Source organism: Streptomyces sp. NPDC001617 (assembly GCF_053596855.1).
This window is the reverse complement of the sequence record NZ_JBSFHA010000088.1, coordinates 1-24,068: the sequence shown is the minus strand read 5'-3', so window position 1 is coordinate 24,068 and position 24,068 is coordinate 1. Positions and strand designations below refer to the sequence as shown.

Genomic DNA, 24,068 nt, shown 5'->3' with positions numbered 1-24,068 from the left:
TGAACTGGCATGAGCCTGGCAGCAATTCGTCGCCGTGACGAAAGATTGCTAGGGGGGTTCATGAGACCCAGAGCGAGATCGATCCTCGCTGTCGGCGCGCTCCTGCTCGGCGGAGCGAGCCTCGCACCCATCGCCCAGGCTCAGAACGGAACTTCGCAGGGACAAGATCCGGGCGAGGTCAACGTCTACCGCGCCGACATCACCGCCAAGCAGGTGCCCCTGCTGCTGGCCGCCGGACAGGACGGCCACGAACTCGGCGAGCAGGTCCCCGCGAAGGGGAAGGCCACCGTCGAGGTCTACCTCACCGGTCAGCAGGCCAAGTCGCTTCGGAAGCAGGGCGTCGACCTCACCGAGCACACGCTTTCGGCCAAGGCGGAGAAACGGGTCGGCGTCGCCGCCGAGGGCGTGTTCCGCCCGTACGGCGGCAGCGGTGGTCTCAAGGAGGAGATCGTCCGGACCGGGCAGCAGCACCCCGACCTCGCCAAGGTCGAGTCCATCGGCAAGACGGTCAACGGCCAGGACATCCTCGCGCTCAAACTGACCAAGGGCGCCCGGAAGTCCAAGGACGGCTCGAAACCCTCCGTCCTCTACGTCTCCAACCAGCACGCGCGCGAGTGGATCACGCCGGAGATGACCCGGCGGCTGATGCACTACTACCTGGACAACTACAAGAAGAACAAGCGCATCAAGAAGATCGTCGACTCCACCGAGCTGTGGTTCGTCCTCTCGGCCAACCCCGACGGCTACGACTACACCTTCAAGAACTCCGACACCCGCCTGTGGCGCAAGAACCTGCGGGACGTCAACGGCGACGGCGTCATCTCCGTCGGGGACGGCGTCGACCTCAACCGCAACTTCGGCTACAAGTGGGGCTACGACGACGAGGGTTCGTCCCCCAACCCGACCAGTGAGACCTACCGCGGCGCGGCCCCGGAGTCCGAGCCCGAGACCAGGGCGCTGGACACCTTCGAGAAGCGGATCGGGTTCTCGTACGGCGTCAACTACCACTCCGCCGCCGAACTCCTCCTCTACGGCGTCGGCTGGCAGGTGGCCACCCCCACGCCCGACGACGTGATCTACAAGGCGCTCGCCGGTACACCCGGCAACTCCGCGATCCCCGGCTACCGCCCGCAGGTCTCCTCGGAGCTGTACACCACCAACGGCGAGGCGGACGGCCACGCGGCCAACGTCAACGGCATGTCGATGTTCACCCCGGAGATGTCGACCTGTCAGAGCGCGTCGAACATCGACCCGAACGACCAGTGGAAGGCCGCCGACTGCCAGTCCGTGTTCAACTTCCCGGACGACGAGAAGCTGATCCAGCAGGAGTTCGAGAAGAACATCCCGTTCGCGCTCTCGGTCGCCGAGACCGCCGAGCACCCCGACGTCCCGTCCTCCTCGCTCGGTCTGAAGGCCGCCGACTTCACCCCGGCGAAGTTCGCCACGTCGTACTCCCGCGGTGCCGACCAGGAGGTCTCGGTCGTCGTACGGAAGTCCGTGCGCGACAAGGAGCTCAAGTACCGCGTGAACGGCGGCCGTACGCAGGACCAGGACCTCAGGGCCTGGAAGGGCGGCGAGACCTACGGCGGTGACGACAACCTGCACTTCGACGCGTACCGGGCCAAGGTGAAGGACGGCGACCCGGGCGACAAGGTCGAGGTCTGGTTCACCGGACGGAGCAGGGGCGGCAAGAAGGTCTCCAGCGAGCACTTCACCTACACCGTCGCCCAGCGGGCCAAGGCCGACACGCTCGTCGTCGCCGAGGAGGGCGCGGCCGCCACGCAGGCGCAGACGTATGTGGACGCGCTGAAGGCCAATGGCCGTAAGGCCGTTGTCTGGGATGTCGCGACCCAGGGCGCGCCCGACGCGCTCGGCGTGCTGAAGCACTTCAAGACGGTCGTCCACTACACCGGCGCGGGCGTCCCCGGCAACGCCACCCAGCTCCAGCTGCGCGCCTACCTCAACGAGGGCGGCAAGCTGATCGAGGCGGGCGAGCAGGCCGGCGGCAACGTCGACCTCGGCGGCGGAACCCTGTCGGACGACTTCAGCCAGTACTACCTGGGTGCCTACTCGCGTACGTCGACCCCCGGGGCCACCGGTTTCACCGGCTCCGGCAAGCTCGACGGCGCCGGCGGGGCGCTCGGCGCGGCACCCGGCAACCCGCTCGACAAGGCGGGCACCTACTCCGTCACCTCCGACTCGCTGCCCGTCGACAAGTACCCGCAGTTCGCCGGCGCGGGCGCGGGCCAGTTCGCCGGGACGGTCAATCCGTACGGGCCGTACGCGGGCTCCTACATGGCGGCCGCCGTGCACACCGACGACGCGTACAAGCGCCTCACCCGCACCATCGACCTCAGCGGCGTGAGCACGGTCCAGAAGCCGACCCTGCGCAGCCATCTGCTGTGGGACACCGAGCCCGGCTACGACCATGTGATCGTCGAGGCCCACACCACCGGCGCCGACGACTGGACGACCCTCCCGGAGGCGGGCGGCGCGACCAGCACGGCTGTGCCGTCGGACTGCGGGGCGGGCTTCCTGGTGGGCGAGCACCCCTGGCTGAAGCACTACCTGACCGTGGGGTCCAACGCCTGCACGGCGACCGGCACCAGCGGCTCCTGGAACAGCCTCACCGGCGCCTCCAGCGGTTGGCAGCAGGTCAACTACGACCTGAGCGCCTACGCCGGCAAGTCCGTCGAGGTCTCGATCAGCTATGTCACCGACCCGGGCACCGGCGGCCACGGAGTCCTCGCCGACGACGCCTCGCTCGTCGTGGGCGGCACGCCGACCCAGACCGAGGGCTTCGAGGCGTCGCTGGGCGCCTGGAGCGTGCCCGGACCGCCCGCGGGCAGCCCGGCCGTCCTTGAGGACTGGGCGCGCACCGGGGCCCTCTTCAAGACCTACGGCGCCGTCACCACCGACCGGACCGTGCTGCTGGGCTTCGGCCTGGAGCACGTCGCCTCGGCGGCCGACCGGGCCACCCTCGTCAAGAAGGCCCTCGCGGCCCTCGGAGGGTGAACCCCCTGGTCAACGATGACTAGCTCACCGTAGTCACATCGAGTGACAGGACCTTTCGGCCCGGGCGGTCCATACCCCTACTGGCGGGTACGGACCGCCTGCCCGTGTATGCGGCATCTCGATGTCACTCCGGGGGCCTCAGGGAGGTAGGGTCGGGGGTGGTCGGGGACATCCCAAACAGAGCTCGCCGGCACCGCATGGCCGGCGTACCAACGAGGAGATCGGTTCGTGACGATCCGCGTAGGCATCAACGGCTTCGGTCGTATCGGTCGCAACTACTTCCGCGCACTGCTGGAGCAGGGTGCTGACATCGAGATCGTGGCTGTCAACGACCTGGGTGACACCGCAACCACCGCCCACCTGCTGAAGTACGACACCATCCTGGGCCGCCTCAAGGCCGAGGTCTCGCACACCGCCGACACGATCACCGTCGACGGCAAGACCATCAAGGTCCTGTCCGAGCGCAACCCCGCCGACATCCCGTGGGGCGAGCTGGGCGTCGACATCGTCGTCGAGTCGACCGGCATCTTCACCAAGAAGGCCGACGCCGAGAAGCACATCGCCGGCGGCGCCAAGAAGGTCCTCATCTCGGCTCCGGCCAAGGACGAGGACATCACCATCGTGATGGGCGTCAACGAGAACAAGTACGACGCGGCCAAGCACCACGTCATCTCCAACGCCTCCTGCACCACCAACTGTGTGGCGCCGATGGCGAAGGTCCTCGACGAGAACTTCGGCATCGTCAAGGGCCTGATGACCACGGTCCACGCGTACACGAACGACCAGCGCATCCTGGACTTCCCGCACTCCGACCTGCGCCGCGCCCGCGCCGCCGCGGAGAACATCATCCCGACCACGACCGGTGCCGCCAAGGCCACCGCCCTGGTCCTGCCCCAGCTCAAGGGCAAGCTCGACGGCATCGCGATGCGCGTCCCGGTCCCCACCGGTTCGGCCACCGACCTGGTCGTGGAGCTGGAGCGCGAGGTCACCAAGGACGAGGTCAACGCCGCGTTCAAGAAGGCCTCCGAGGGCGAGCTCCAGGGCTACCTGGCGTACACCGAGGACCCGATCGTCTCCTCGGACATCGTCAGCGACCCGGCCTCCTGCACCTTCGACTCCTCCCTGACCATGGTCCAGGAGGGCAAGTCGGTGAAGATCCTCGGCTGGTACGACAACGAGTGGGGCTACTCCAACCGCCTCGTCGACCTCACGGTCTTCGTCGGCAACCAGCTCTGATCCAGATCCGATCCACAGAGCAGGCACTTTGATGTGAACGCAGGGCTCGGGCAGCGCAGGGACGCGCCGCCCGGGCCCTGACTCACGTACAGAACAGCCCTCGTACGATCAGAGCAGCCCTCACCAGGAGTGTCCCCTTATGAAGACGATCGACGAACTTCTCGCCGAAGGCGTGGACGGCAAGCGGGTCTTCGTCCGCGCCGACCTCAACGTGCCGCTCGCCGACGGCCTCATCACCGACGACGGCCGCATCCGCGCCGTACTGCCCACCATCAAGGCCCTCGCCGAGGCGGGCGCCAAGGTGGTCGTCGCCTCGCACCTCGGCCGCCCCAAGGGCGCCCCGGACCCGGCCTTCTCGCTGCTGCCCGCCGCCGAGCGCCTCGGTGAACTCCTCGGCGCCCCGGTCGCGTTCGCCCAGGACACCGTCGGCCCCGCCGCGCACGACGCGGTGAACGGCCTCCAGCCCGGCCAGGTCGCGGTCATCGAGAACCTGCGCTTCAACGCCGGCGAGACCTCCAAGGACGACACCGAGCGCGGCGAGTTCGCCGACCGGCTGGCCGCCCTCGCGGACGTGTACGTGGGCGACGGCTTCGGCGCCGTGCACCGCAAGCACGCCTCGGTCTTCGACCTCCCGGCCCGCCTGCCGCACGCCGCCGGCTACCTCATCGCGGGCGAGGTCGCCGTACTGAAGAAGCTCACCGACGAGGTGCAGCGCCCCTACGTCGTCGTGCTCGGCGGCGCCAAGGTCTCCGACAAGCTCGCCGTCATCGACGAGCTGCTCGGCAAGGCCGACCGTCTCCTCATCGGTGGCGGTATGGCCTACACCTTCCTCAAGGCCAAGGGCTACGAGGTCGGCAAGTCCCTCCTTCAGGAGGACCAGATCCCGGCGGTCCTGGAGTACATCGAGCGCGCCGAGAAGACCGGCGTCGAGCTGGTGCTGCCCGTCGACGTGGTGGCCGCCCCGGCGTTCCCGGACCTGAAGACCAAGGCGTCGGCGAACCCCGTCACCGTCGCCGCGGACGCCGTACCCGCCGACCAGATGGGCCTGGACATCGGTCCGGAGTCCCGCAAGCAGTACGCCTCGAAGATCGCCGACGCCGCCACCGTCTTCTGGAACGGCCCGATGGGCGTCTTCGAGCACCCCGATTTCGCCGAGGGCACCAAGGCGGTCGCCCAGGCCCTCCTCGACTCCCCGGCCTTCACGGTCGTCGGCGGCGGCGACTCCGCCGCGGCCGTGCGCCTCCTGGGCTTCGACGAGAACGCATTCGGCCACATCTCGACCGGTGGTGGCGCCTCCCTCGAATACCTCGAGGGCAAGACGCTCCCCGGCCTCGCCGCACTGGAGGACTGACCCCTTATGAGCACGCGCACGCCGATCATGGCGGGCAACTGGAAGATGAACCTCAACCACCTCGAGGCCATCGCGCACGTCCAGAAGCTCGCCTTCGCCCTGGCCGACAAGGACTACGAGGCCGTCGAGGTCGCCGTCCTGCCGCCCTTCACCGACCTGCGCTCCGTGCAGACCCTGGTCGACGGCGACAAGCTCAAGATCAAGTACGGCGCCCAGGACATCTCGGCGCACGACGGCGGTGCCTACACCGGCGAGATCTCGGGCCCGATGCTGGCCAAGCTGAAGTGCACGTACGTGGCCATCGGCCACTCCGAGCGCCGGCAGTACCACGCGGAGACGGACGAGATCGTCAACGCCAAGGTCAAGGCCGCCTACAAGCACGGTCTGACCCCGATCCTGTGCGTCGGTGAGGAACTGGACGTGCGCGAGGCGGGCAACCACGTCAGGCATACGCTCGCCCAGGTCGAGGGCGGTCTCAAGGACCTCCCGGCCGAGCAGGCCGAGACCGTCGTGATCGCCTACGAGCCCGTCTGGGCCATCGGCACCGGCAAGGTCTGCGGCGCCGAGGACGCCCAGGAGGTCTGCGCCGCCATCCGCGGCAAGATCGCCGAGCTGTACACCCAGGAGCTGGCCGACCGGGTCCGCATCCAGTACGGCGGCTCCGTCAAGGCCGGCAACGTCGCGGAGATCATGGCGCAGGCCGACATCGACGGTGCGCTCGTGGGCGGTGCCTCGCTCGACGCCGATGAGTTCGTCAAGATCGTGCGCTTCCGCGACCAGTGAGTAGGCCCTAGCGGCGATCCGTCGTACTCTTGCGGGGGCACAGCCGTGGTGCTGTGCCCCCGTCGTTCATCCGAATCCGAGGAAGTTGGTCCAGCCGTGGTTTTGGGGTTCTCGATCGCCCTGATCGTCTTCAGCCTGCTGATGATGCTGCTGGTGCTGATGCACAAGGGCAAGGGCGGCGGCCTCTCCGACATGTTCGGTGGCGGCATGCAGTCGTCCGTCGGTGGCTCCTCGGTCGCCGAGCGCAACCTGGACCGCATCACGATCGTGGTCGGTCTGCTGTGGTTCGCGTGCATTGTCGTACTCGGCATCATCATGAAGACGAACAGCTGAGCAGCAACACACACAGCACGTACATTCCGCACGTAAGGCCCCATGTTCGGTACGCGCAGCTGAGCGCGGCCTATCATGGGGCTTGCGTCTAGGTATGGGGGCTGTAACTCCAACCACTGGACGTGCGTTGGGCCTTACGTAGACTGAGGCGCTCGCAACGAAGCGAAACGCCGACTCGCTTCGCGGCACCATCACGCAGGGAGTTACGACCGTGGCAAGTGGCAACGCGATCCGAGGTAGCCGGGTCGGGGCGGGGCCGATGGGCGAGGCCGAGCGCGGCGAGTCCGCGCCGCGTCTGCGCATCTCCTTCTGGTGCTCGAACGGGCACGAGACGCAGCCCAGCTTCGCCAGCGACGCGCAGGTTCCCGAGACCTGGGACTGCCCGCGCTGTGGCTTCCCGGCCGGGCAGGACCGGGACAACCCGCCGGACCCGCCGCGCACCGAGCCCTACAAGACGCACCTCGCGTATGTGCGGGAGCGGCGCAGCGACGCGGACGGCGAGGCGATCCTCGCCGAGGCGCTCGCCAAACTGCGGGGCGAGATCTAGGAGTCGACAGCCGGCCGGGCACCGAACGGGGTGCCTGGCCGGAGCCGTTTCACGGCCGGTCGACCGGCCGCCTCCGACCGACTGTCAGTGGTGACCTCTACGGTTTGTTCATCGCCTCGTGGCGTGCGCATCGTGAGGGGGAGCAGTGACGACGGTGACGACGACGGGTGCCTCCGCGCCCGCGTGGCGGGGTGGGTTCGGGCGGCTGTGGACCGCCGCCGTGGTCTCGCGGTTCGGGGACGCGCTGCGCAACACCGCGTTGCCGCTGGTCGCCGTGCGCCTGTCCGACGAGCCTCTCGTCGTCGCGTCGGTCACCGCCTGCGGGTATGTCCCGTGGCTGCTGTTCGGGCTGCTCGGCGGAGCGGTGGCGGACCGGGTGGACCAGCGCCGGGCGATGTGGGCCGTGGATACGTTACGAGGCCTGCTCGTCGCCTGTTTCGCGCTCGCCGTGGGCCTGGGACACGCCTCGATCCCGCTGCTCATCGCGCTCGCCTTCGCGCTGACCACGCTCCAGACGCTGTTCGACAACGCGTCCACGGCCCTGCTGCCGTCCCTGGTGGACCGTGAGGCCCTGGGCGGTGCCAACGCCCGGTTGATGACCGGGCAGCAGCTCGCCGGAGGCCTGCTGGCCGGCCCGTTCGTGCCGCTGCTGCTCGGTGTCGCCGCCTTCATGCCGTTCGCGGCCGACGCGAGTACGTATCTGCTGGCGGCGGCCCTGGTGGCCTCGCTGCGGATACGGCCCCCGCAGCGGGAGCCGCGGCGGGCGGGCAGCACCCTGCGGGCGGAGATCCGCGAAGGCGTGGGCGCGCTGTGGCGGGACCGCACCCTCCGGGCGACCTGCCTGGCCACCCTGCTGTGCAACATCGGCATGGGCGCGCTGATCGCCACCCTGGTGCTGCATGTGACGCGCTGGCTGCACGCCGACAACGCGGAGTACGCGGCCGCCATGACGGCGTACTCGCTCGGCAGCTTCACCGGTGGCTTCCTCGCCCAGCGGATCGCGCGTCGGGTCGGGCGGGTGCGGGCCCTGCTGTTCGGCGGGACCGTCCAGACCGCGTCCCTGCTGGTCATGGGCAGCGTCCGGCACCTCGCGGCCCTTCTCGTGAGCATGCTGCTGCTCGGCGTCATGGGCATGGTGTGGAACGTCAACCAGGTCACGCTGATGCAACAGCGCAGCCCCGAGGCCATGGTCGGCCGCATGGCCTCCGCCTTCCGTACGGCGTCCACGTCCGGCGCCCCGCTCGGCGCGGTGCTGGGCGGAGCCGTCGCCCACGCCTACGGGCTGAACGGGCCGGCGCTGCTGGCGGCCCTGCTGTTCGCCCTGGCCGTCACCTCGTTGATACCGGCGAGCAAGACCGACGTACCTGTTGTTGCGCCGCGGGACGACGCCATGACGGCTCGCGCGCCGCGCTGATCAACTAGGTTGGAACAGCTGGGACAGGCACGAAAGAAGGCTGAAGTCGGACATGAACGCAGACGGCCGTACCAGGCTCAACCAGACGCCCGAGTGGACCGCGCTGGCGGGGCACCGCGAGGAGCTCGCCGACCTCCATCTGCGGGAGCTCTTCGCCGCCGACCCGGGCCGCGGCGCCGGTTACACGCTGCAGGTGGGCGACCTGTACGTCGACTACTCCAAGCACCTGGTCACCGACGACACCCTGCGGCTGCTGCGTGAACTGGCCGCCGCCACCGATGTGTTCGGGCTGCGGGACGCCATGTTCCGCGGGGAGAAGATCAACACGACGGAGAACCGCGCGGTTCTGCACACGGCGCTGCGGGCGCCCCGTGACGCGGTGGTCGAGGTCGACGGGGAGAACGTCGTCCCGGGTGTGCACGCCGTCCTCGACAAGATGGCCGGCTTCGCCGAGCGCATCCGCTCCGGCGCCTGGACGGGCCATACCGGCAGGCGCATCAAGAACATCGTCAACATCGGCATCGGCGGCTCGGACCTCGGTCCGGCGATGGCGTACGAGGTGCTGCGCGGCTACACCGACCGCGACCTCACGGTCCGCTTCGTGTCGAACGTCGACGGCGCCGACCTGCACGAGGCCATCCGCGACCTGGACCCGGCCCAGACGCTGTTCGTGATCGCGTCCAAGACCTTCACCACGATCGAGACGATCACCAACGCGACCTCGGCGCGCGAGTGGCTGCTCGGTGAGCTGAAGGCGGGTCAGGAGGCCGTCGCCCAGCACTTCGTGGCGCTGTCGACCAACGCGGAGAAGGTCGCCGACTTCGGCATCGACACGGCCAACATGTTCGAGTTCTGGGACTGGGTCGGCGGCCGTTACTCGTACGACTCGGCGATCGGCCTCTCCCTGATGATCGCCATCGGCCCGGACCGCTTCCGCGAGATGCTCGACGGCTTCCACCTCGTCGACGAGCACTTCCGCACCGCGCCGGCCGAGTCCAACGTGCCGTTGCTGCTAGGCCTGTTGGGCATCTGGTACGGCAACTTCCACGACGCCCAGTCCCACGCGGTGCTGCCGTACAGCCACTATCTCTCCAAGTTCACCGCCTACTTGCAGCAGCTGGACATGGAGTCCAACGGCAAGTACGTGGGCCGGGACGGGCAGGAGGTCGACTGGCAGACCGGTCCGGTGGTGTGGGGGACGCCGGGTACGAACGGGCAGCACGCCTACTACCAACTCATCCACCAGGGCACGAAGTTGATCCCGGCGGACTTCATCGGCTTCGCCGAGCCGGTCGCGGAGTTGAGCGACGGGCTCAAGGCGCAGCACGACCTGCTGATGGCCAACTTCTTCGCCCAGACACAGGCGTTGGCCTTCGGCAAGACACCGGACGAGGTGCGGGCGGAGGGGGTGCCGGAGGAGCTGGTGGCCCACAAGACCTTCAAGGGCAACCACCCGACGACGACGATCCTCGCGCGCGAGCTGACACCGTCCGTCCTCGGCCAGCTCATCGCCCTCTACGAGCACAAGGTGTTCGTCCAGGGCGCCGTCTGGAACATCGACTCCTTCGACCAGTGGGGCGTCGAACTCGGCAAGGTCCTGGCCAAGCGGGTCGAGCCCGCGCTGACGGAGGGTGCGGAAGTGCCGGGGCTGGACGCGTCCAGCAAGGCGCTGGTGGCCAAGTACCGGGAGCTGCGCGGGCGTCGGTGACGCGGGTGCCGTGGGTGAGGGAAGCGGGCGGCACGGGGTGACCGCTTCCCCGGACTCCGGGCGGCGTTGAGCGCGCGCCAGGGCCGGTGACGTCCCCGAGGGAAGGTGATGCGCCCGCCCGCTCAGGCCACCGCGCTCAATGTGTCCGCCAGGCGCCGACGGGCCGCACGTGCCGCCGGCAGTGCGGCGAGCCCTGCCGCGCCCAGCACCGCCCCCGCCCCGAACAGCACCAGCAGCCACGGCGACGGCCTCTGGGCGATCCCCGAGCCGATGCCGCTCGACCTGCCCTGGGCGTCGATCAGCCAGTGCGCGAGGGGCGTGCCGATGGCCGTGCCGACGAGCACGGCGGCCAGGGCGGTGCAGCCGGTGGCCATGACGGTGATGGCGGTGATCTGGCGCGGGGAGAGACCGATGGCCTTGAGGGCGAGCAGATCGCGTTCGCCTTCGCGGACGGTGCCGCCGATCGCGGTGAGCAGTTCGATGAGGCCGATCAGGGCCAGGACGGCGATCAGACCGGCCACGACTCCGCGCAGGGAGGAGAGCCCGTCGGCCGGATTGGTCACGGCGTGCACGTCCAGGTGTCCGTGCCCGGCGGCGGCCAGGCGGTCGGCCACCTTGTGCGGATCGGCGCCCGTGCGCAGACGTACCTGGTAGAGGGCCGGGGCCAGGCGAGGGTCGTTCTCGCGGAGGGTGTCGAGGGAGGTGGAGATGACCCGGCCGGCGTTCTCCGGTTCGATGTTGCGGCCCACGATGTGCAGGATCTGCGGCTGGTCGCCCACGGTCATGCGCACCCAGTCGCCCACGCGCACGTCCAGCAGGTCGAGCAGCCCCTGCCCCGCCACGGCCTCGTCGCTGTCTCGCGCGGGGCGGCCCCCGGCCAGCGTGTACGGGTACGGGTCCTGACGCGTGCCGAGGCCGCGCAGGGCGATCGTGGCCGTCTGGCCCGGGACCAGGGCGGCCACCTCGACACCGGGGTAGGCGGCGGCGATCTGCGGGTCGCGGTCCAGGAGGGCGCGGGTGTCCCGGTCGCTCAGGCCGGCGTCAGCATGGACGGTGAGAGCGGCCGGCAGACCGATCCGCTCCGGACTGCTGTGGAAGCGGTCGATGGTGGTCCAGGCGGACATCGCGACGACGATCAGCAGCAGGGGTAGTGCCAGCCGGGCCACGGTGGTCAGGGACCGCATGCGGCGGCTGAGGAGCGTGTGCCAGCCCAGGACCAATGCGGGGGGCAGCCCCAGCCCGAGCGCGCGGCGCGCGAGAGCGGGGAGCTGTCCGGACGGGGAAGTGAGGCTCACTCCGCCGGAGAGGGGTGCCGGGGTGACCCGCCCGCCGCTGAATGAGGTGGGGCGTATGTCGAGTGCGGGGTGTGCAGCCGGACCGGGGACTCGTGCGCCGGGCGGGGCAGAGCAGTCCCGCCCGGACCGGGGCGCGCGCCGCGCCGCGTTCGTGGACCGTCGGTCCGATCGAGCCGCGGGGCGCGGTCTCGGGGCTCGCTGCGCCAATCCTCGCAACCCACGGCCTCTCGCGGCCACCGGCCGTGCCACCGGTACCGGCGGCACCCGCCCCGCCCGCCAGGCCGCCAGACCCGTCGTGCCGCCGATGAACAGCATCGCGCCGACCGGAACCGCGAACAGGGCGAACGTGTGTCCCGGCAGCCCCTGCCAGATGGCGACCGCGTCCCCGAGGCGGCCGGGGAAGCCGCTGCCCAGTGCCTCCGTCAACGCTGCCGCGGCGACGGCGCCGAGAAGGGCGTAGGCGATGTGCTGGAACAGGAAGACCCGCACGACCTGGCCCGGCGTGAAGCCGATCGCCTTCAGGACCGAGATGTCGCGCAGGTGGCCGCGAATCCGGGTGGCGATCGCGCCATGCACGGCCAGCCCGGCGGCGATCAGCGCGCCCAGCCCGAACAGAGCCAGCACCTGTCCCAGCAGCCGGTTCTCGCCCTGAGCCTCGGCGCGCGCCTGCCGCCAGGTGGAGACATCGCCTATGGCACCGGCGCCCAGGGTGGTGACGGCGCGTTGGACGGCGTAGTCCGTGTCGGCGGGGTCGGTCAGGCGCAGGCCGATGACCTGGCCGGTGGGGTGGGACACGGCGGCCGGGAGCGCCCAGACCAGGCCTGGACGTTCACCCGGGTGGTAGCGGGGTTCGGCGTCGTCGGCCACGCCCAGGACGGTCACCGTCCGCGCGGTGCCCGGCACGGTGAGCGTGTCGCCGGGTTCGGCGAGCAGGGCGCGGGCCAGGCGGCTCTCCAGGACGACACCGTCGGGGGTCGCGGGGTCCAGCCAGTGGCCGGAGACGAGGAGCGGGCGGCCGACGGCGGGGCGTCGGGGAGTCGCGCGCATTTCGACGGAGGCGCGCGTGCCGCGGGAGGCGAGGGTGGTGGAGACGGTGGCGTAGGGACCGGCGACGGACTCCACGCCGTCCAGCCCTGCCAGCCGGCGCACCTGGGCGGACTCGCTCGTGTGGATCCAGACGTGGGCGCCGCGCGACTCGGTGAAGATCCCCTGCCAGGGGTTGGTGGCGTACCCGAACAGGGCCGTGGCCAGCAGCAGCGACAACGTGATCCCGGCGGTCGCGAGGATCAGGAACAGCGCCTCGCCGCGGTGCGTGCGCAGATCGGAGTGCGCCCAGCGCAGGGTGGCTCGCACCGGAATCAGCCCCGAGCCCTGCGCGCGGTGGCCCCCCGAGGGCGGGCAACGGGCCTGGACATGACGGATTCCGGAGTTCCGGCACCGCTCCCACAGGTGCCGCCGGACATCGCCGCGACTCCCGAACCGTCGTACATCCGCATGTCAGTCCTTGAGTTCCAGCACCCCGGACGCCCCGCTCCTGCGGGGCGCCGGAGCGCCGTCCAGCTTCGCGTCGTCGGCTATGCGTCCGTCGAAGAAGCAGATGACCCGGTCCGCGGCGCTCGCCAGCCGCGCGTCATGGGTGACCAGCACGATCGTCTGGCCGCGCTGGTGGAAGCGGGACAGCAACCGCATCACCTCGCGGGTGCCCTTGCTGTCCAGGCTGCCCGCGGGTTCGTCGGCCAGGAGGAGCGGCGGGTGGTTGACCAGCGCCCGCGCCAGCGCGACCCGCTGCTGCTCACCGCCGGACAGCTCGCCCGGCAGGCTGCGTTCCTTGCCCGCGAGCCCCAGCTCGGCCAGCAGTTCCCTCCGTTCGGCACGCGCCCGCTTCGGCGTGCCCCCGGCGAGCAGCGCGGGCAGCTCCACGTTGTCGGCGACCGACAGATTGGACACCAGGTTGAAGAACTGGAAGACGATCCCGATCCGCTTCCGGCGCTCCACCGCCCAGCGCGCCTCGCTCCACGCGTCCGCGCACTCCCCGTCCAGCCAGACACGGCCGCCGTCCGGCCGCTGCAGCCCGCCCAGCAGATGCAGCAGCGTCGACTTCCCGGCCCCGGACGGACCGGTGACGGCCACGAACTCGCCCTTGCGTACGCACAGATCGACTCCACGCACCGCGTGCGCCGGGGCACCCTCGCCGTAATGCGTCTTGACCAGGCTCTCGGCGCGCAGCACGGGAGCGGGATTCTCGCTCATTCCAGCTCCTCCAGCTCTTCCTGGCACCGCTCCAGCCAGTCCAGGTCGGCCTGCAGGTGCAGCATCGCGCCATCGATCAGCAGATGGGCGATGCGATTGTCCCGGTCTTCCGCTGCGGCCAGCTTCGACAACTGCCGCATCGTGTTCAGATACTGACGCCGCTGCTTGTTGATCAGCGCGATCCGGTCGGCGAGACCGGTCTGTGGAGCGAGCGCCAGCTTCATGAAGAACTCGTCCCGTACCCGCGGCTCGTCCTCGGGCTCCTCGAACCAGGCGCGCAGCGCTTCGCGCCCGGTTTCGGTGAGGTGGTAGACCTTTTTGTTGGGCCGGCCCGACTGCTCGACGCCCTGGCCCTCGATGAGCCCCTGCTTCTCGAGGCGGCCGAGGGTGACGTAGATCTGCCCGACGTTCGGCTGAGGGTACGCGGAACCCAGCATCTGCTCAAGGTCCTGCTTGAGCTCGTAGCCATGGGCCGGACCGCGGGCGAGCAGGGCCAGGAGAGGCAGCCGCACGCGTGCTCTCCTCCTCGCCTCGGGGTAATGTGCCGCAGGCTCTAGTATCGCCCATACCTAACAGGTATACATGGCCTCTGACTCCGGGCGAGGACGCCCGGCGCCGGGTGTGCAAGGAGGAACCTATGCGGTGGACGCACGCCGCCGGTAGGGGGCTCCTCGTTCTCGTCGTGATCTTGACCGGTTACGTGGCCTCGGGAGCCCTCGCCGGCGGCGCTGCCGACGGCGGGCGAGGCCCGCTCACTCTCGCCACAGCAGGAGACCTCACCGGCTATCTCGGCCCCCTCCTGCAGGGCTGGAACCGCACGCACCCCGCCGAGAAGGTCAAGCTCGTCGAACTCCCGGACTCCGCCGACGAGACCCATGCGCAGATGGTCACCGACCTGCGCGGTGGCGACCGCAGCCGCTTCGACGTCCTCAACATCGACGTCAGCTGGACCTCGGAGTTCGCGGCGGCGGGATGGATACGTCCCCTGCCCGACGACCGTTTCCCGCTTGGGGCCTTCCTGGATCCGGTCGTCGACACGGCCCGCTACGACGGACGCCTGTACGCCGTCCCGTACGTCACCAACGCCGGCCTGCTCCTCTACCGCAAGGACATCCTCGCCAAGCAGGGCGTCCCACCGCCGCGCACCTGGGCCGAGCTGGAGCACGACGCCAAGACCATCGCGCCGAAGTACGGGCTCGACGGGTACGCCGGCCAGTTCCTCCCGTACGAGGGACTCACCGTCAACGCGGCGGAAGCCGTCTACTCGGCGGGCGGCAGCATCCTCGGCGACGAGGGTGCCCGCGTCACCGTCGACTCGGCGGCGGCGCGCGAGGGCATCGGGTTCCTCGCCCGGGGCGTGCGCGAGGGCTGGATCCCCAAGAAGGCGCTGATGTACAAGGAGGAGGAGTCCAAGCAGGCCTTCCAGGCCGGACACCTGCTCTTTCTCCGCAACTGGCCGTACGCCTATGCCGTCGCGTCGGCCAAGGGCTCCCCGGTCGCCGGGAAGATCGGCGCCGTACCGCTGCCCGGCCCTCACGGGCCGGGCAGGAGCGTGCTGGGCGGGTCCAACCTCGCCGTCAACACCCATGCGCGCCATCCCGACTCGGCCGCGCGTCTGATCGCGTACCTCACCAGCGCACCCGTCCAGCGCCAGGTCCTCACGAAGGGCGCCCTGCCGCCCGTACGGGCCGCGCTCTACGAAGACCCCGGGCTGATACGGCGGTTCCCGTATCTGCCGACCCTGCGCGAGAGCATCCGTACGGCCCAGCCGCGTCCCAAGAGCTCGCGCTACGACCAGGTCAGCCTGGTGGTGCAGGCGGTGGTGCACGACGCGATGACCGGGCACGAGACGCCGCGGGCAGCCGTGGAGCGGCTGGCGCGGGAGCTGGCCGCGATCCGGGGTCGATAGTTACCTGTTAGGTAACGCGAACATCTCATCTCGCTGCAGAATGCCCCACTAAGTCCGTATCTGCCATGGTGACTCGGCGGTAGTTTCCGTTCTCTTCGTTGACACTCTCGCGACTTGGATACCTAACATGCATACATGTTGAGTAAGTACCGCTGGTGGCGGGACGCGGTGATCTATCAGGTGTACGTCCGCAGCTTCCTGGACAGCACGGGCGACGGCATCGGCGATCTGGCCGGGGTCCGGGCCGGCCTGCCGTATCTGAAGAAGCTCGGCGTCGACGGGATCTGGCTGAGCCCGTTCTACCCCTCCCCGCAGCACGACCACGGCTACGACGTGGCCGACTACTGCGACGTCGACCCGCTCTTCGGCGACCTCGCCGAGTTCGACCTGCTGATGGCGGCCGCCCGGCGGCTGGGCATCAGGGTGCTGCTCGACATCGTGCCCAACCACTGCTCCAGCGAGCACCCGTGGTTCCAGGAGGCGCTGGCGGCGGAACCCGGCAGCGCGGCCCGCACTCGCTTCCACTTCGCCGACGGGCGTGGCGCCGACGGCTGTGAGCCGCCCAACAACTGGCACTCCATGTTCGGCGGGCCGGCCTGGAGTCGGGTGACCGAGGCGGACGGGCGGCCCGGCCAGTGGTACCTGCACATGTTCGCGCCCGAGCAGCCGGACTGGAACTGGCGCGACCCCCGGATCGGCGCCGAGTTCGACCGGGTGCTCCGCTTCTGGCTGGACCGGGGCGTCGACGGATTCCGCATCGACGTCGCCGCCGGCCTCTTCAAGCACCCGGAGCTGCCCGACTCGGACGACCCGGAGGCCGACGCCCGCACCCGCGACTCGGTCAACCCGCTCGCCTGGAACCAGCCCGAGGTGCACGACGTGTGGCGGCACTGGCGCTCGGTGTGCGAGGAGTACACGGAACGGGACGGAAACGAGCGGCTCCTGGTCGGCGAGGTGTCGGTCCCGAGCGCCCGCGAGCACGCGCAGTACGTCCGGGCGGACGAGCTCCACCAGGCCTTCTTCTTCGACCTGCTCAGCGCTCCCTGGGACCCCGACGCCTTCCGCAAGGTCATCTCGGAGGCCATGGAGGACATCGCCGGCACGGGCTCCACGCTCACCTGGGTCCTCAACAACCACGACCAGGTCCGCACCGTCACCCGCTACGGCGAACCCGCCACCGAGGGCAGCGGCCTCGGCACCGCCCGTGCCCGCGCCGCCGCGCTGCTGATGCTGGCGCTGCCCGGAGCCGCGTACATCTACCAGGGCGAGGAGCTGGGCCTGCCCGAGGTGGTCGACCTGCCCGACGACGTGCTCACCGACCCGATCTTCCGGCGCACGGGAAGCCGGACCCATGTCCGCGACGGCTGCCGCGTCCCGCTCCCCTGGTCCGGACAGGCCTCGCCCTTCGGCTTCACCTCCGGTGCGGAGACCGCACGGCCGTGGCTTCCGCAGCCCTCCTACTTCGCCGAATACGCCACCGACCGCGCCCTCGCCGACACCCGCTCCTTCTGGCACCTGTACCGCGACGGACTCCAACTCCGAGCCGCTCTGTCCCAGTTGGGCGAGGGACCGCTCCAGTGGCTGGACACTCCGCCCGGCGTCCTCGCCTTCGTCCGCGGCGACGGCCTGGTCTGCGCCGTCAACTTCGGTACGGCGCCCACACCCGCGCCGGTCTCCGGTACCCCTCTGCTGTCCAGCGGCCCGTGCCCGAACGGCGTGCTGCCCGGTTCGACGGCCGCCTGGTGGATCAACGACCTCTGAATCGCCACCTGTCACCCCCGCGATGACGGGCGATCTCCCCTGATTGTTCGTCAGTTTCCCACCCCCTTGAAGGGACATCAACGATGATGCGACGACGCACGACCCTGCTCACGAGCTGCACTGCCCTCTCCCTGGCCCTCGGCGCGACCGCCTGCGGAGGCGGCGGACCGGTCTCCGCGGGCGGCGGCGACAAGGCGCTCAGCGGTCAGACGGTCACCGTGGCCGGTGTCTGGACCGGCAGCGAGCAGAAGAACTTCCAGAAGGTGCTGGACGCCTTCAGCGCGAAGACCGGCGCCAAGACGCAGTTCATAGCCACCGGGGACAACGTCTCCACCGTCATCGGCAGCAAGATCGAGGGCGGCAACGCGCCCGACGTGGTGATGGTCCCGCAGGTGGGCGTGTTGCAGCAGTTCGCGAAGAACGGCTGGCTCACACCGCTGTCCAAGACCACCGAGCAGTCCGTGGACGCCGGTTACGCCCCCGTCTGGAAGAAGTACGGCAGCGTCGACGGCCGCCTCTACGGCCTCTTCTTCAAGGCCGCCCACAAGTCGACGGTCTGGTACAGCCCCGACGCCCTCGACCAGGCCGGCGTCAAGCCGCCCAAGACGTACGACGAGATGCTCCAGGCCGGCCGCACCGTCTCCGACTCCGGCCTCGCCGCCTTCTCCGTCGCGGGCGAGGACGGCTGGACCCTCACCGACTGGTTCGAGAACATCTACCTCTCCCAGGCCGGGCCCGAGAAGTACGACGCCCTGGCCGCCCACAAGGTGAAGTGGACGGACGCGAGCGTCGTGAAGGCGCTGGGCACGCTCGGCAGGCTGTTCAAGGACAAGCAGCTGATCGCGGGCGGTCAGAAGGAGGCCCTCAACACCGACTTCCCGGGCTCGGTGGAGAAGGTGTTCGGACCCAAGCCCGAGGCCGCCATGGTCTACGAAGGCGACTTCGTCGCCGGCGTCGCCCACGACCAGTTCGGCAAGACCATCGGCACGGACGCGAACTTCTTCCCCTTCCCCGCGGTCGACGGCGGCAAGGCCCCCGTGGTCAGCGGTGGTGACGCGGCCGTCGCCCTGAAGGACGGCAAGAACACCAAGGCCGGTATGAAGCTCGTGGAGTACCTGGCGACGCCGGAGGCCGCGGCCGTGTGGGCGAAGGCGGGCGGCTTCCTCTCCCCGAACAAGAAGCTGAACCTGTCCGAGTACGGCGACGACGTCACCCGCGCCACCGCCAAGTCCCTCGTCCAGGCCGGGGATTCGGTCCGCTTCGACATGTCCGACCAGGCACCCGCGGCCTTCGGCGGCACCAAGGGCGCCGGCGAGTGGAAGCTGTTGCAGGACTTCCTGCGCGACCCGTCCGACCCGAAGGGCACCGCGGCCGAGCTGGAGACCGCGGCGGCCAAGGCGTACAAGGACTGACGCGCCATGACCGCGACCCTGGTGAAAGAGCCAAGTCCGCCCGTCACAGGGCTGGTCGAGCGCGCCCGGCGCTCACGGCGGCGGGCCCGCGTCGTCGCCCTGCTGTTCGTCTTCCCGGCGCTGCTCCTGCTGGGCGCCCTCGTCGTCTACCCGGTGCTCTTCTCGATCGGCCGCAGCTTCTTCGACGCGTCCGGCACACGATTCGTCGGCGGCGAGAACTACACCGAGATGTTCCGCGACCCCGCGACCCTCAAAGCCGTACGGAACACGGCCATCTGGGTCGTGATCGCCCCGGCGCTGCTGACCGGGCTGGGCCTGATCTTCGCCGTGCTGGTGGAGAAGGTGCGGTGGGCCACCGCCTTCAAACTGCTGCTGTTCATGCCGATGGCCGTGTCCTTCCTGGCCGCGGGCATCATCTTCCGGCTCGCCTACGACGAGGACCCGAACAAGGGCGTGCTCGACGCGGCCGTCGTCGGGGTGCACGACGCGTTCAAGGGGACATCGGAGTATCCGACCGCCCGGGCGCGCGTCGGGCAGGGGCTGAAGGCGGGCGCGGACGGCTCGTACCGGACGACGGCGAGCGTGTCGCCGGGCGATTCGGTGACGCTCGGCCTGGTGGGCGTCGCGCCGAAGGACCTGCCCGGCGACGCGCGGCCCGCCTACACGGCGGCCGCCCGCACGGCGGGGGCGCACGAACTGCGCGGGGTCGTCTACCTGGACTTCACCCCTGGTGGGGGAGGGGTGCAGGGCAAGGTCGACCGGCGGGAGAGCGGACTGCCGGAGATGAGCGTCGAGGTGGTCCGGGACGACGGGAAGACGGTCGCGCGTACGACGACCGCGGCCGACGGCTCCTTCCGCTTCACCGGCCTCGGCTCCGGTTCGTACACGGTGAAGCTGCCGGCCTCCAACTTCGCGCAGCCCTACCAGGGCGTCTCCTGGCTCGGGCCGACGCTGGTCACGCCGGCGATCATCGGGGCGTACCTGTGGATCTGGACCGGATTCGCGATGGTGCTGATCGGCGCGGGGCTCGCGGCGCTGCCCCGGGACGCGCTGGAGGCGGCGCGGATGGACGGGGCGAACGAGTGGCAGATCTTCCGCCGCATCACGGTCCCGCTGCTCGCTCCCGTGCTGACCGTCGTCTTCGTGACGCTCGTGATCAACGTGCTGAAGGTCTTCGACCTCGTCTACATCATCGCGCCCGGGCCGGTGCAGCAGGACGCGACCGTGCTGGCGACCCAGATGTGGCTGGTGTCGTTCGGTGGCGGCAACAACCAGGGGCTGGGCAGCGCGCTCGGTGTGCTGCTCCTGCTGCTGGTGGTGCCCGCCATGGCCTTCAACATCAGCCGTTTCCGGAGGAGTGAGCGATGAACGCGGTGAGGCGCGGCCTGAGCAGTGGTCTCGTGCAGGCCTTCCTGGTACTGATCGGTCTGGTGTGGCTGACACCGCTGGCGGGGCTGTTCCTGTCGTCGCTGCGGTCCTCACAGGACTCGGCGAGCAGCGGCTGGTGGACGGCGTTCACCAGCCCCGGCCGGCTGTCCTTCGAGAACTACTCGGCGCTGCTGAAGAACGCCGGTATGACACAGGCCTTCTGGAACACGGTGCTGATCTCGGTACCGGCGACAGTCCTGGTGGTCGTCCTCGCGGCGCTGGCCGCGTACGCCTTCGCCTGGCTGGACTTCCCGGGGCGGGATGCCGTCTTCCTGGTCGTGGTGGCCCTGTTGGTGGTGCCGGTGCAGATCGGATTGCTGCCGGTCGCCAAACTCTTCGGAGAACTGGGGCTGTTCGGGACCATCCCGGGTGTGGTGCTGTTCCACGTGGCGTACGGCCTGCCCTTCGCCGTCTTCCTGCTGCGCAACTACTTCGCCGAGATGCCGAAGGAGATGCTGGAGGCGGCCCGGATGGACGGCGGCAGCGAGTGGCGCATCTTCACACGGCTGGTCCTGCCGGTGGGGCGGCCCGCGATCGCCTCGCTGGCCATCTTCCAGTTCCTGTGGGTGTGGAACGACATGCTGGTGGCGCTGCTCTTCGCGGACAGCTCGGCACAGCCGCTGACCGTGGAACTCCAGTCACAGATAAGGCAGTTCGGCAGCAACATCGATGTGCTGGCGCCGGGGGCCTTCGTGTCGCTGGTGGTGCCGGTGGTGGTGTTCTTCGCGTTCCAGCGGCACTTCGTGCAGGGGGTCATGGCGGGGTCGGTGAAGTGAGGCGCGCGGCGAGGGTTCTTTGCCCCGCCGCGCCCTCGACTCACGGCGAAGCCGGCGGATACAGCGACCGGGGCAGCTGTGAGGCCGCTGCCGCGTCCAGTAGCCACAGGGTGCGCTGACGTCCCCGTGCGCCCGCCGCCGGGGCCTGCACCTCGCCCGCTCCCGACAGGGCGATCGCCGCCGCCTGGGCCTTGTCCTCGCCCGCCGCCAGGAGCCAGACCTCGCGCGCCGCCCGGATCGCCGGGAGCGTGAGGGTCACGCGGGTCGGCGGAGGCTTCGGGGCGCCGTGGACGCCGACCACCGTGCGCTCGGTCTCCCGTACCGCGGGGAGTTCCGGGAACAGGGACGCCACATGCGTGTCCGGACCCACGCCCAGCATCAGGACGTCGAAGGTGGGCACGGCGCCGTGGTTCTCGGGGCCGGCCGAGAGGGCCAGCTCCTCGGCGTACCCGGCCGCCGCCGTGTCCGCGTCGGAGCCGTACGGGCCGTCCGACGCGGGCATGGCGTGCACGCGCTTCGGGTCCAGCGGGACCGCGTCCAGCAGGGCCTCGCGGGCCTGCGTGACATTGCGGTCCGGGTCGCCCTCGGGCAGGAAGCGCTCGTCTCCCCACCACAGGTCGAGACGGCCCCAGTCGATCGCGTCGCGGGCGGGCGCGGCGGCGAGGGCGGCCAGCAGGCCGTTGCCGTTGCGGCCACCGGTGAGGACCACGGACGCGAAGCCCCGGGAGGCCTGCGCGTCCACGATCTTCGTGATGAGGCGGGCCGCGGCGGCCTGCGCCATCAGTTCCTTGTCGTGGTGCACGACCAGCTGCGGAGTGCTCACGTCGTGGCCGCCTCGTTCGAGTGGTTCACCGGTGCTTCCGCCTCCGCTTCCTGTGCGGGAGCTTCAGCAGCGGCTTCGACCGGCTCTCCGTCGGCGGAGTCCCCTGTGGGCGCGGACTCGTCGCTTTTGGGCGCCGTCTCCTCGACGGCCACCACCGCCTCCCGCACCGGCCCCGGCGCGTTCAGCCGCTCCACGCCGAACCGCAGCGCCGACGCGTAGGTGTCGTCCGGGTCCAGCCGGCGCAGCTCCTCGGCGATCAGCTCGGCCGTCTCGCGCCGCTTCAGCGCCACCGCACGATCCGGCTGGCCCTGGATCGACAGCGTGGCGAGCGAGCCGTCCGCCCGGTCGAGGACTATCGGGCCGCCGTCGGTGTGCATGCGCACGGACGTCAGCCCGGGGCCGTTCGACAGCGACCGCTTCACCGGCACGTCCAGCCGGTCCGCCAGCCACATCGCCAGCAGCTCGCAGCTCGGGTTGAACTCCTCGCCCTCCACCTCGACGGCCTCCACCTCGACGGTGACCTGGTCGAGCGCGGCGGCCAGCATCGAGCGCCAGGGCGTGATGCGGGTCCAGGAGAGGTCGGTGTCTCCGGGGGTGTAGGTGTCGGCGCGGGCCGTGAGTTCCCGTACCGGCTGCTCGGCGGCGTACGTGTCGGTCACCCGGCGCTGGGCGAGGGCGCCCAGGGGGTCGTTCGCCGGGTCGAGCGGCGCGGTCACCGGCCACCAGACGACGACGGGCGCGTCCGGCAGCAGAAGGGGGAGGACGACGGACTGGGCGTGGTCGACGATCTCGCCGTACAGACGCAGCACGACCGTCTCGCCGGTCCCCGCGTCCGCGCCCACCCGTACCTCGGCGTCCAGGCGGGACGACGTGCGGTCGCGGGGTGTGCGCGAGACGCGCTTGATGACCACGAGCGTGCGCGAGGGGTGCTCGCGCGAGGCGTCGTTCGCGGCCTTCAGCGCGTCGTACGCGTTCTCCTCGTCCGTCACGATGACCAGCGTCAGCACCATGCCGACGGCGGGCGTGCCGATGGCCCGCCGCCCCTGCACCAGCGCCTTGTTGATCTTGCTGGCCGTGGTGTCCGTGAGGTCAATCTTCATGGCCGGCGCCAGCTCCGTCCCTCTCGTGCGAGCATTTCGTCCGCCTCGACGGGGCCCCAGGTGCCGGACGGGTACTGGGCGGGCGTGCCGTGCGTGTCCCAGTACTCCTCGATCGGGTCGAGGATCTCCCAGGACAGCTCGACCTCCTCGGTGCGCGGGAAGAGGTTCGAGTCGCCGAGCAGGACGTCCAGGATCAGCCGCTCGTACGCCTCCGGGGACGACTCGGTGAACGACTCGCCGTAGGCGAAGTCCATCGACACGTCGCGGATCTCCATCGAGGTGCCCGGCACCTTCGAGCCGAAGCGGACCGTCACGCCCTCGTCCGGCTGGACGCGGATGACGATCGCGTTCTGGCCGAGTTCCTCGGTGGCCGTCGTGTCGAAGGGGGAGTGCGGGGCCCGCTGGAAGACGACCGCGATCTCGGTGACCCGGCGGCCCAGGCGCTTGCCGGTGCGCAGATAGAACGGCACGCCCGCCCAGCGGCGGTTGTCCACCGACACCTTGATGGCCGCGTACGTGTCCGTCTTCGACTTGGGGTCGATGCCCTCCTCCTGGAGGTACCCGACCGCCTTCTCGCCGCCCTGCCAGCCGGCCGCGTACTGTCCGCGCACGGCGTCCCGGCCGAGGTCCTTGGGGAGTCGTACGGCCCCGAGCACCTTGGTCTTCTCGGCGGCCAGCGCGTCCGCGTCGAAGGAGGCGGGCTCCTCCATGGCCATCAGGGCCATGAGCTGCAGGAGGTGGTTCTGGATGACGTCACGGGCGGCGCCGATGCCGTCGTAGTAGCCGGCCCGGCCACCGATGCCGATGTCCTCGGCCATGGTGATCTGGATGTGGTCCACGAAGGACCGGTTCCAGATCGGCTCGAACATGGTGTTGGCGAAGCGGAGCGCCAGGATGTTCTGGACGGTCTCCTTGCCCAGGTAGTGG

19 protein-coding genes are annotated in these 24,068 nt (G+C 70.1%); 13 read left to right on the top strand and 6 right to left on the bottom strand.

All coding sequences use genetic code 11. The features are described from left to right. Positions 1-60 precede the first annotated feature (60 nt). The 8 genes from ACWC09_RS42390 to pgi all read left to right on the top strand — a co-directional run bounded on the left by ACWC09_RS42390 (position 61) and on the right by pgi (position 10,387). Positions 61-3,015, top strand: coding sequence for a M14 family zinc carboxypeptidase (locus ACWC09_RS42390; RefSeq protein ID WP_450856389.1), 2,955 nt, complete (start codon positions 61-63; stop codon positions 3,013-3,015). Positions 3,016-3,243: 228 nt separating this feature from the next. After that, positions 3,244-4,251, top strand: coding sequence for a type I glyceraldehyde-3-phosphate dehydrogenase (gene gap, locus ACWC09_RS42385; protein WP_361277620.1), 1,008 nt, complete (start codon positions 3,244-3,246; stop codon positions 4,249-4,251). Between the two features lie 139 nt (positions 4,252-4,390). Beyond that, positions 4,391-5,602, top strand: coding sequence for a phosphoglycerate kinase (locus ACWC09_RS42380; protein WP_450856387.1), 1,212 nt, complete (start codon positions 4,391-4,393; stop codon positions 5,600-5,602). 6 nt (positions 5,603-5,608) lie between these two features. Further along, complete coding sequence (tpiA, locus tag ACWC09_RS42375; RefSeq protein WP_450856385.1) at positions 5,609-6,385, top strand: triose-phosphate isomerase; 777 nt, start codon at positions 5,609-5,611, stop codon at positions 6,383-6,385. Between the two features lie 102 nt (positions 6,386-6,487). Then, positions 6,488-6,718, top strand: coding sequence for a preprotein translocase subunit SecG (gene secG, locus ACWC09_RS42370; RefSeq protein WP_356348840.1), 231 nt, complete (start codon positions 6,488-6,490; stop codon positions 6,716-6,718). A 211-nt stretch (positions 6,719-6,929) separates the two neighbouring features. Then, positions 6,930-7,265 carry an RNA polymerase-binding protein RbpA gene (locus ACWC09_RS42365; protein WP_003976875.1) on the top strand — a complete coding sequence of 112 codons (336 nt, stop codon included), beginning with the start codon at positions 6,930-6,932 and terminating at the stop codon, positions 7,263-7,265. A gap of 145 nt (positions 7,266-7,410) precedes the next feature. Next, a complete protein-coding gene (locus tag ACWC09_RS42360; RefSeq protein WP_450856384.1) occupies positions 7,411-8,679 on the top strand; it encodes an MFS transporter in 1,269 nt (422 codons plus the stop codon). A 52-nt stretch (positions 8,680-8,731) separates the two neighbouring features. After that, positions 8,732-10,387 (top strand): glucose-6-phosphate isomerase, encoded by a 1,656-nt coding sequence (pgi, locus tag ACWC09_RS42355; protein WP_450856383.1) that lies wholly within the window; start codon positions 8,732-8,734, stop codon positions 10,385-10,387. A 122-nt stretch (positions 10,388-10,509) separates the two neighbouring features. Here the strand turns inward: pgi and ACWC09_RS42350 are convergent, their stop codons facing one another. From ACWC09_RS42350 to ACWC09_RS42340, 3 genes are all read right to left on the bottom strand, one after another. Next, entirely contained in the window at positions 10,510-13,035 is a 2,526-nt protein-coding gene (locus ACWC09_RS42350; protein ID WP_450856382.1) for an ABC transporter permease, read from the bottom strand. A 144-nt stretch (positions 13,036-13,179) separates the two neighbouring features. Continuing rightward, positions 13,180-13,932, bottom strand: coding sequence for an ABC transporter ATP-binding protein (locus ACWC09_RS42345; RefSeq protein WP_450856381.1), 753 nt, complete (start codon positions 13,930-13,932; stop codon positions 13,180-13,182). Next, positions 13,929-14,444, bottom strand: a complete 516-nt coding sequence (locus ACWC09_RS42340) for a PadR family transcriptional regulator (RefSeq protein ID WP_450856380.1) — start codon at positions 14,442-14,444, stop codon at positions 13,929-13,931. The genes ACWC09_RS42345 and ACWC09_RS42340 overlap by 4 nt, the downstream gene beginning before the upstream one ends. Before the next feature lie 125 nt (positions 14,445-14,569). Between ACWC09_RS42340 and ACWC09_RS42335 the strand changes: the two genes are divergently transcribed. The 5 genes from ACWC09_RS42335 (at position 14,570) to ACWC09_RS42315 (ending at position 21,218) form a co-directional block, all read left to right on the top strand. Then, a complete protein-coding gene (locus ACWC09_RS42335; protein WP_450856378.1) occupies positions 14,570-15,841 on the top strand; it encodes an ABC transporter substrate-binding protein in 1,272 nt (423 codons plus the stop codon). Positions 15,842-15,976: 135 nt separating this feature from the next. After that, on the top strand, positions 15,977-17,602 hold the full coding sequence (locus tag ACWC09_RS42330; protein ID WP_450856377.1) for a glycoside hydrolase family 13 protein: 1,626 nt from the start codon (positions 15,977-15,979) through the stop codon (positions 17,600-17,602). 83 nt (positions 17,603-17,685) lie between these two features. Further along, a complete protein-coding gene (locus tag ACWC09_RS42325) occupies positions 17,686-19,014 on the top strand; it encodes an ABC transporter substrate-binding protein (protein WP_450856376.1) in 1,329 nt (442 codons plus the stop codon). Positions 19,015-19,020: 6 nt separating this feature from the next. Beyond that, the gene (locus ACWC09_RS42320; RefSeq protein WP_450856375.1) at positions 19,021-20,382 is read left to right on the top strand and encodes an ABC transporter permease subunit; all 1,362 of its coding nucleotides are present in this window, start codon (positions 19,021-19,023) and stop codon (positions 20,380-20,382) included. After that, positions 20,379-21,218 (top strand): carbohydrate ABC transporter permease, encoded by an 840-nt coding sequence (locus ACWC09_RS42315; protein WP_450856374.1) that lies wholly within the window; start codon positions 20,379-20,381, stop codon positions 21,216-21,218. Before ACWC09_RS42320 ends, ACWC09_RS42315 begins: the two co-directional genes overlap by 4 nt. Positions 21,219-21,258: 40 nt before the next feature. Here the strand turns inward: ACWC09_RS42315 and pgl are convergent, their stop codons facing one another. The 3 genes from pgl to zwf all read right to left on the bottom strand — a co-directional run. Further along, positions 21,259-22,041: a 6-phosphogluconolactonase gene (pgl, locus tag ACWC09_RS42310; protein ID WP_450856373.1), complete on the bottom strand. Its 783-nt coding sequence runs from the start codon at positions 22,039-22,041 to the stop codon at positions 21,259-21,261. Beyond that, positions 22,038-23,141 carry a glucose-6-phosphate dehydrogenase assembly protein OpcA gene (opcA, locus tag ACWC09_RS42305; protein ID WP_450856372.1) on the bottom strand — a complete coding sequence of 368 codons (1,104 nt, stop codon included), beginning with the start codon at positions 23,139-23,141 and terminating at the stop codon, positions 22,038-22,040. Before opcA ends, pgl begins: the two co-directional genes overlap by 4 nt. Continuing rightward, positions 23,138-24,068 (bottom strand): glucose-6-phosphate dehydrogenase (gene zwf, locus ACWC09_RS42300; RefSeq protein ID WP_450856371.1); only part of this gene is annotated, 931 nt, incomplete at its 5' end. The genes opcA and zwf, both read right to left, overlap by 4 nt.

What these genes read in the sequence shown, in the direction of transcription:
- ACWC09_RS42380 (WP_450856387.1), top strand. Translation starts at nt 4,391, where the DNA reads ATGAAGACGATCGACGAACTTCTCGCCGAAGGCGTGGACGGCAAGCGG.
- ACWC09_RS42315 (WP_450856374.1), top strand. Translation starts at nt 20,379, where the DNA reads ATGAACGCGGTGAGGCGCGGCCTGAGCAGTGGTCTCGTGCAGGCCTTC.
- ACWC09_RS42345 (WP_450856381.1), bottom strand. Translation starts at nt 13,932, where the DNA reads ATGAGCGAGAATCCCGCTCCCGTGCTGCGCGCCGAGAGCCTGGTCAAG.
- ACWC09_RS42330 (WP_450856377.1), top strand. Translation starts at nt 15,977, where the DNA reads ATGTTGAGTAAGTACCGCTGGTGGCGGGACGCGGTGATCTATCAGGTG.
- opcA (WP_450856372.1), bottom strand. Translation starts at nt 23,141, where the DNA reads ATGAAGATTGACCTCACGGACACCACGGCCAGCAAGATCAACAAGGCG.
- ACWC09_RS42390 (WP_450856389.1), top strand. Translation starts at nt 61, where the DNA reads ATGAGACCCAGAGCGAGATCGATCCTCGCTGTCGGCGCGCTCCTGCTC.
- ACWC09_RS42325 (WP_450856376.1), top strand. Translation starts at nt 17,686, where the DNA reads ATGATGCGACGACGCACGACCCTGCTCACGAGCTGCACTGCCCTCTCC.
- tpiA (WP_450856385.1), top strand. Translation starts at nt 5,609, where the DNA reads ATGAGCACGCGCACGCCGATCATGGCGGGCAACTGGAAGATGAACCTC.
- pgi (WP_450856383.1), top strand. Translation starts at nt 8,732, where the DNA reads ATGAACGCAGACGGCCGTACCAGGCTCAACCAGACGCCCGAGTGGACC.
- ACWC09_RS42335 (WP_450856378.1), top strand. Translation starts at nt 14,570, where the DNA reads ATGCGGTGGACGCACGCCGCCGGTAGGGGGCTCCTCGTTCTCGTCGTG.
- ACWC09_RS42320 (WP_450856375.1), top strand. Translation starts at nt 19,021, where the DNA reads ATGACCGCGACCCTGGTGAAAGAGCCAAGTCCGCCCGTCACAGGGCTG.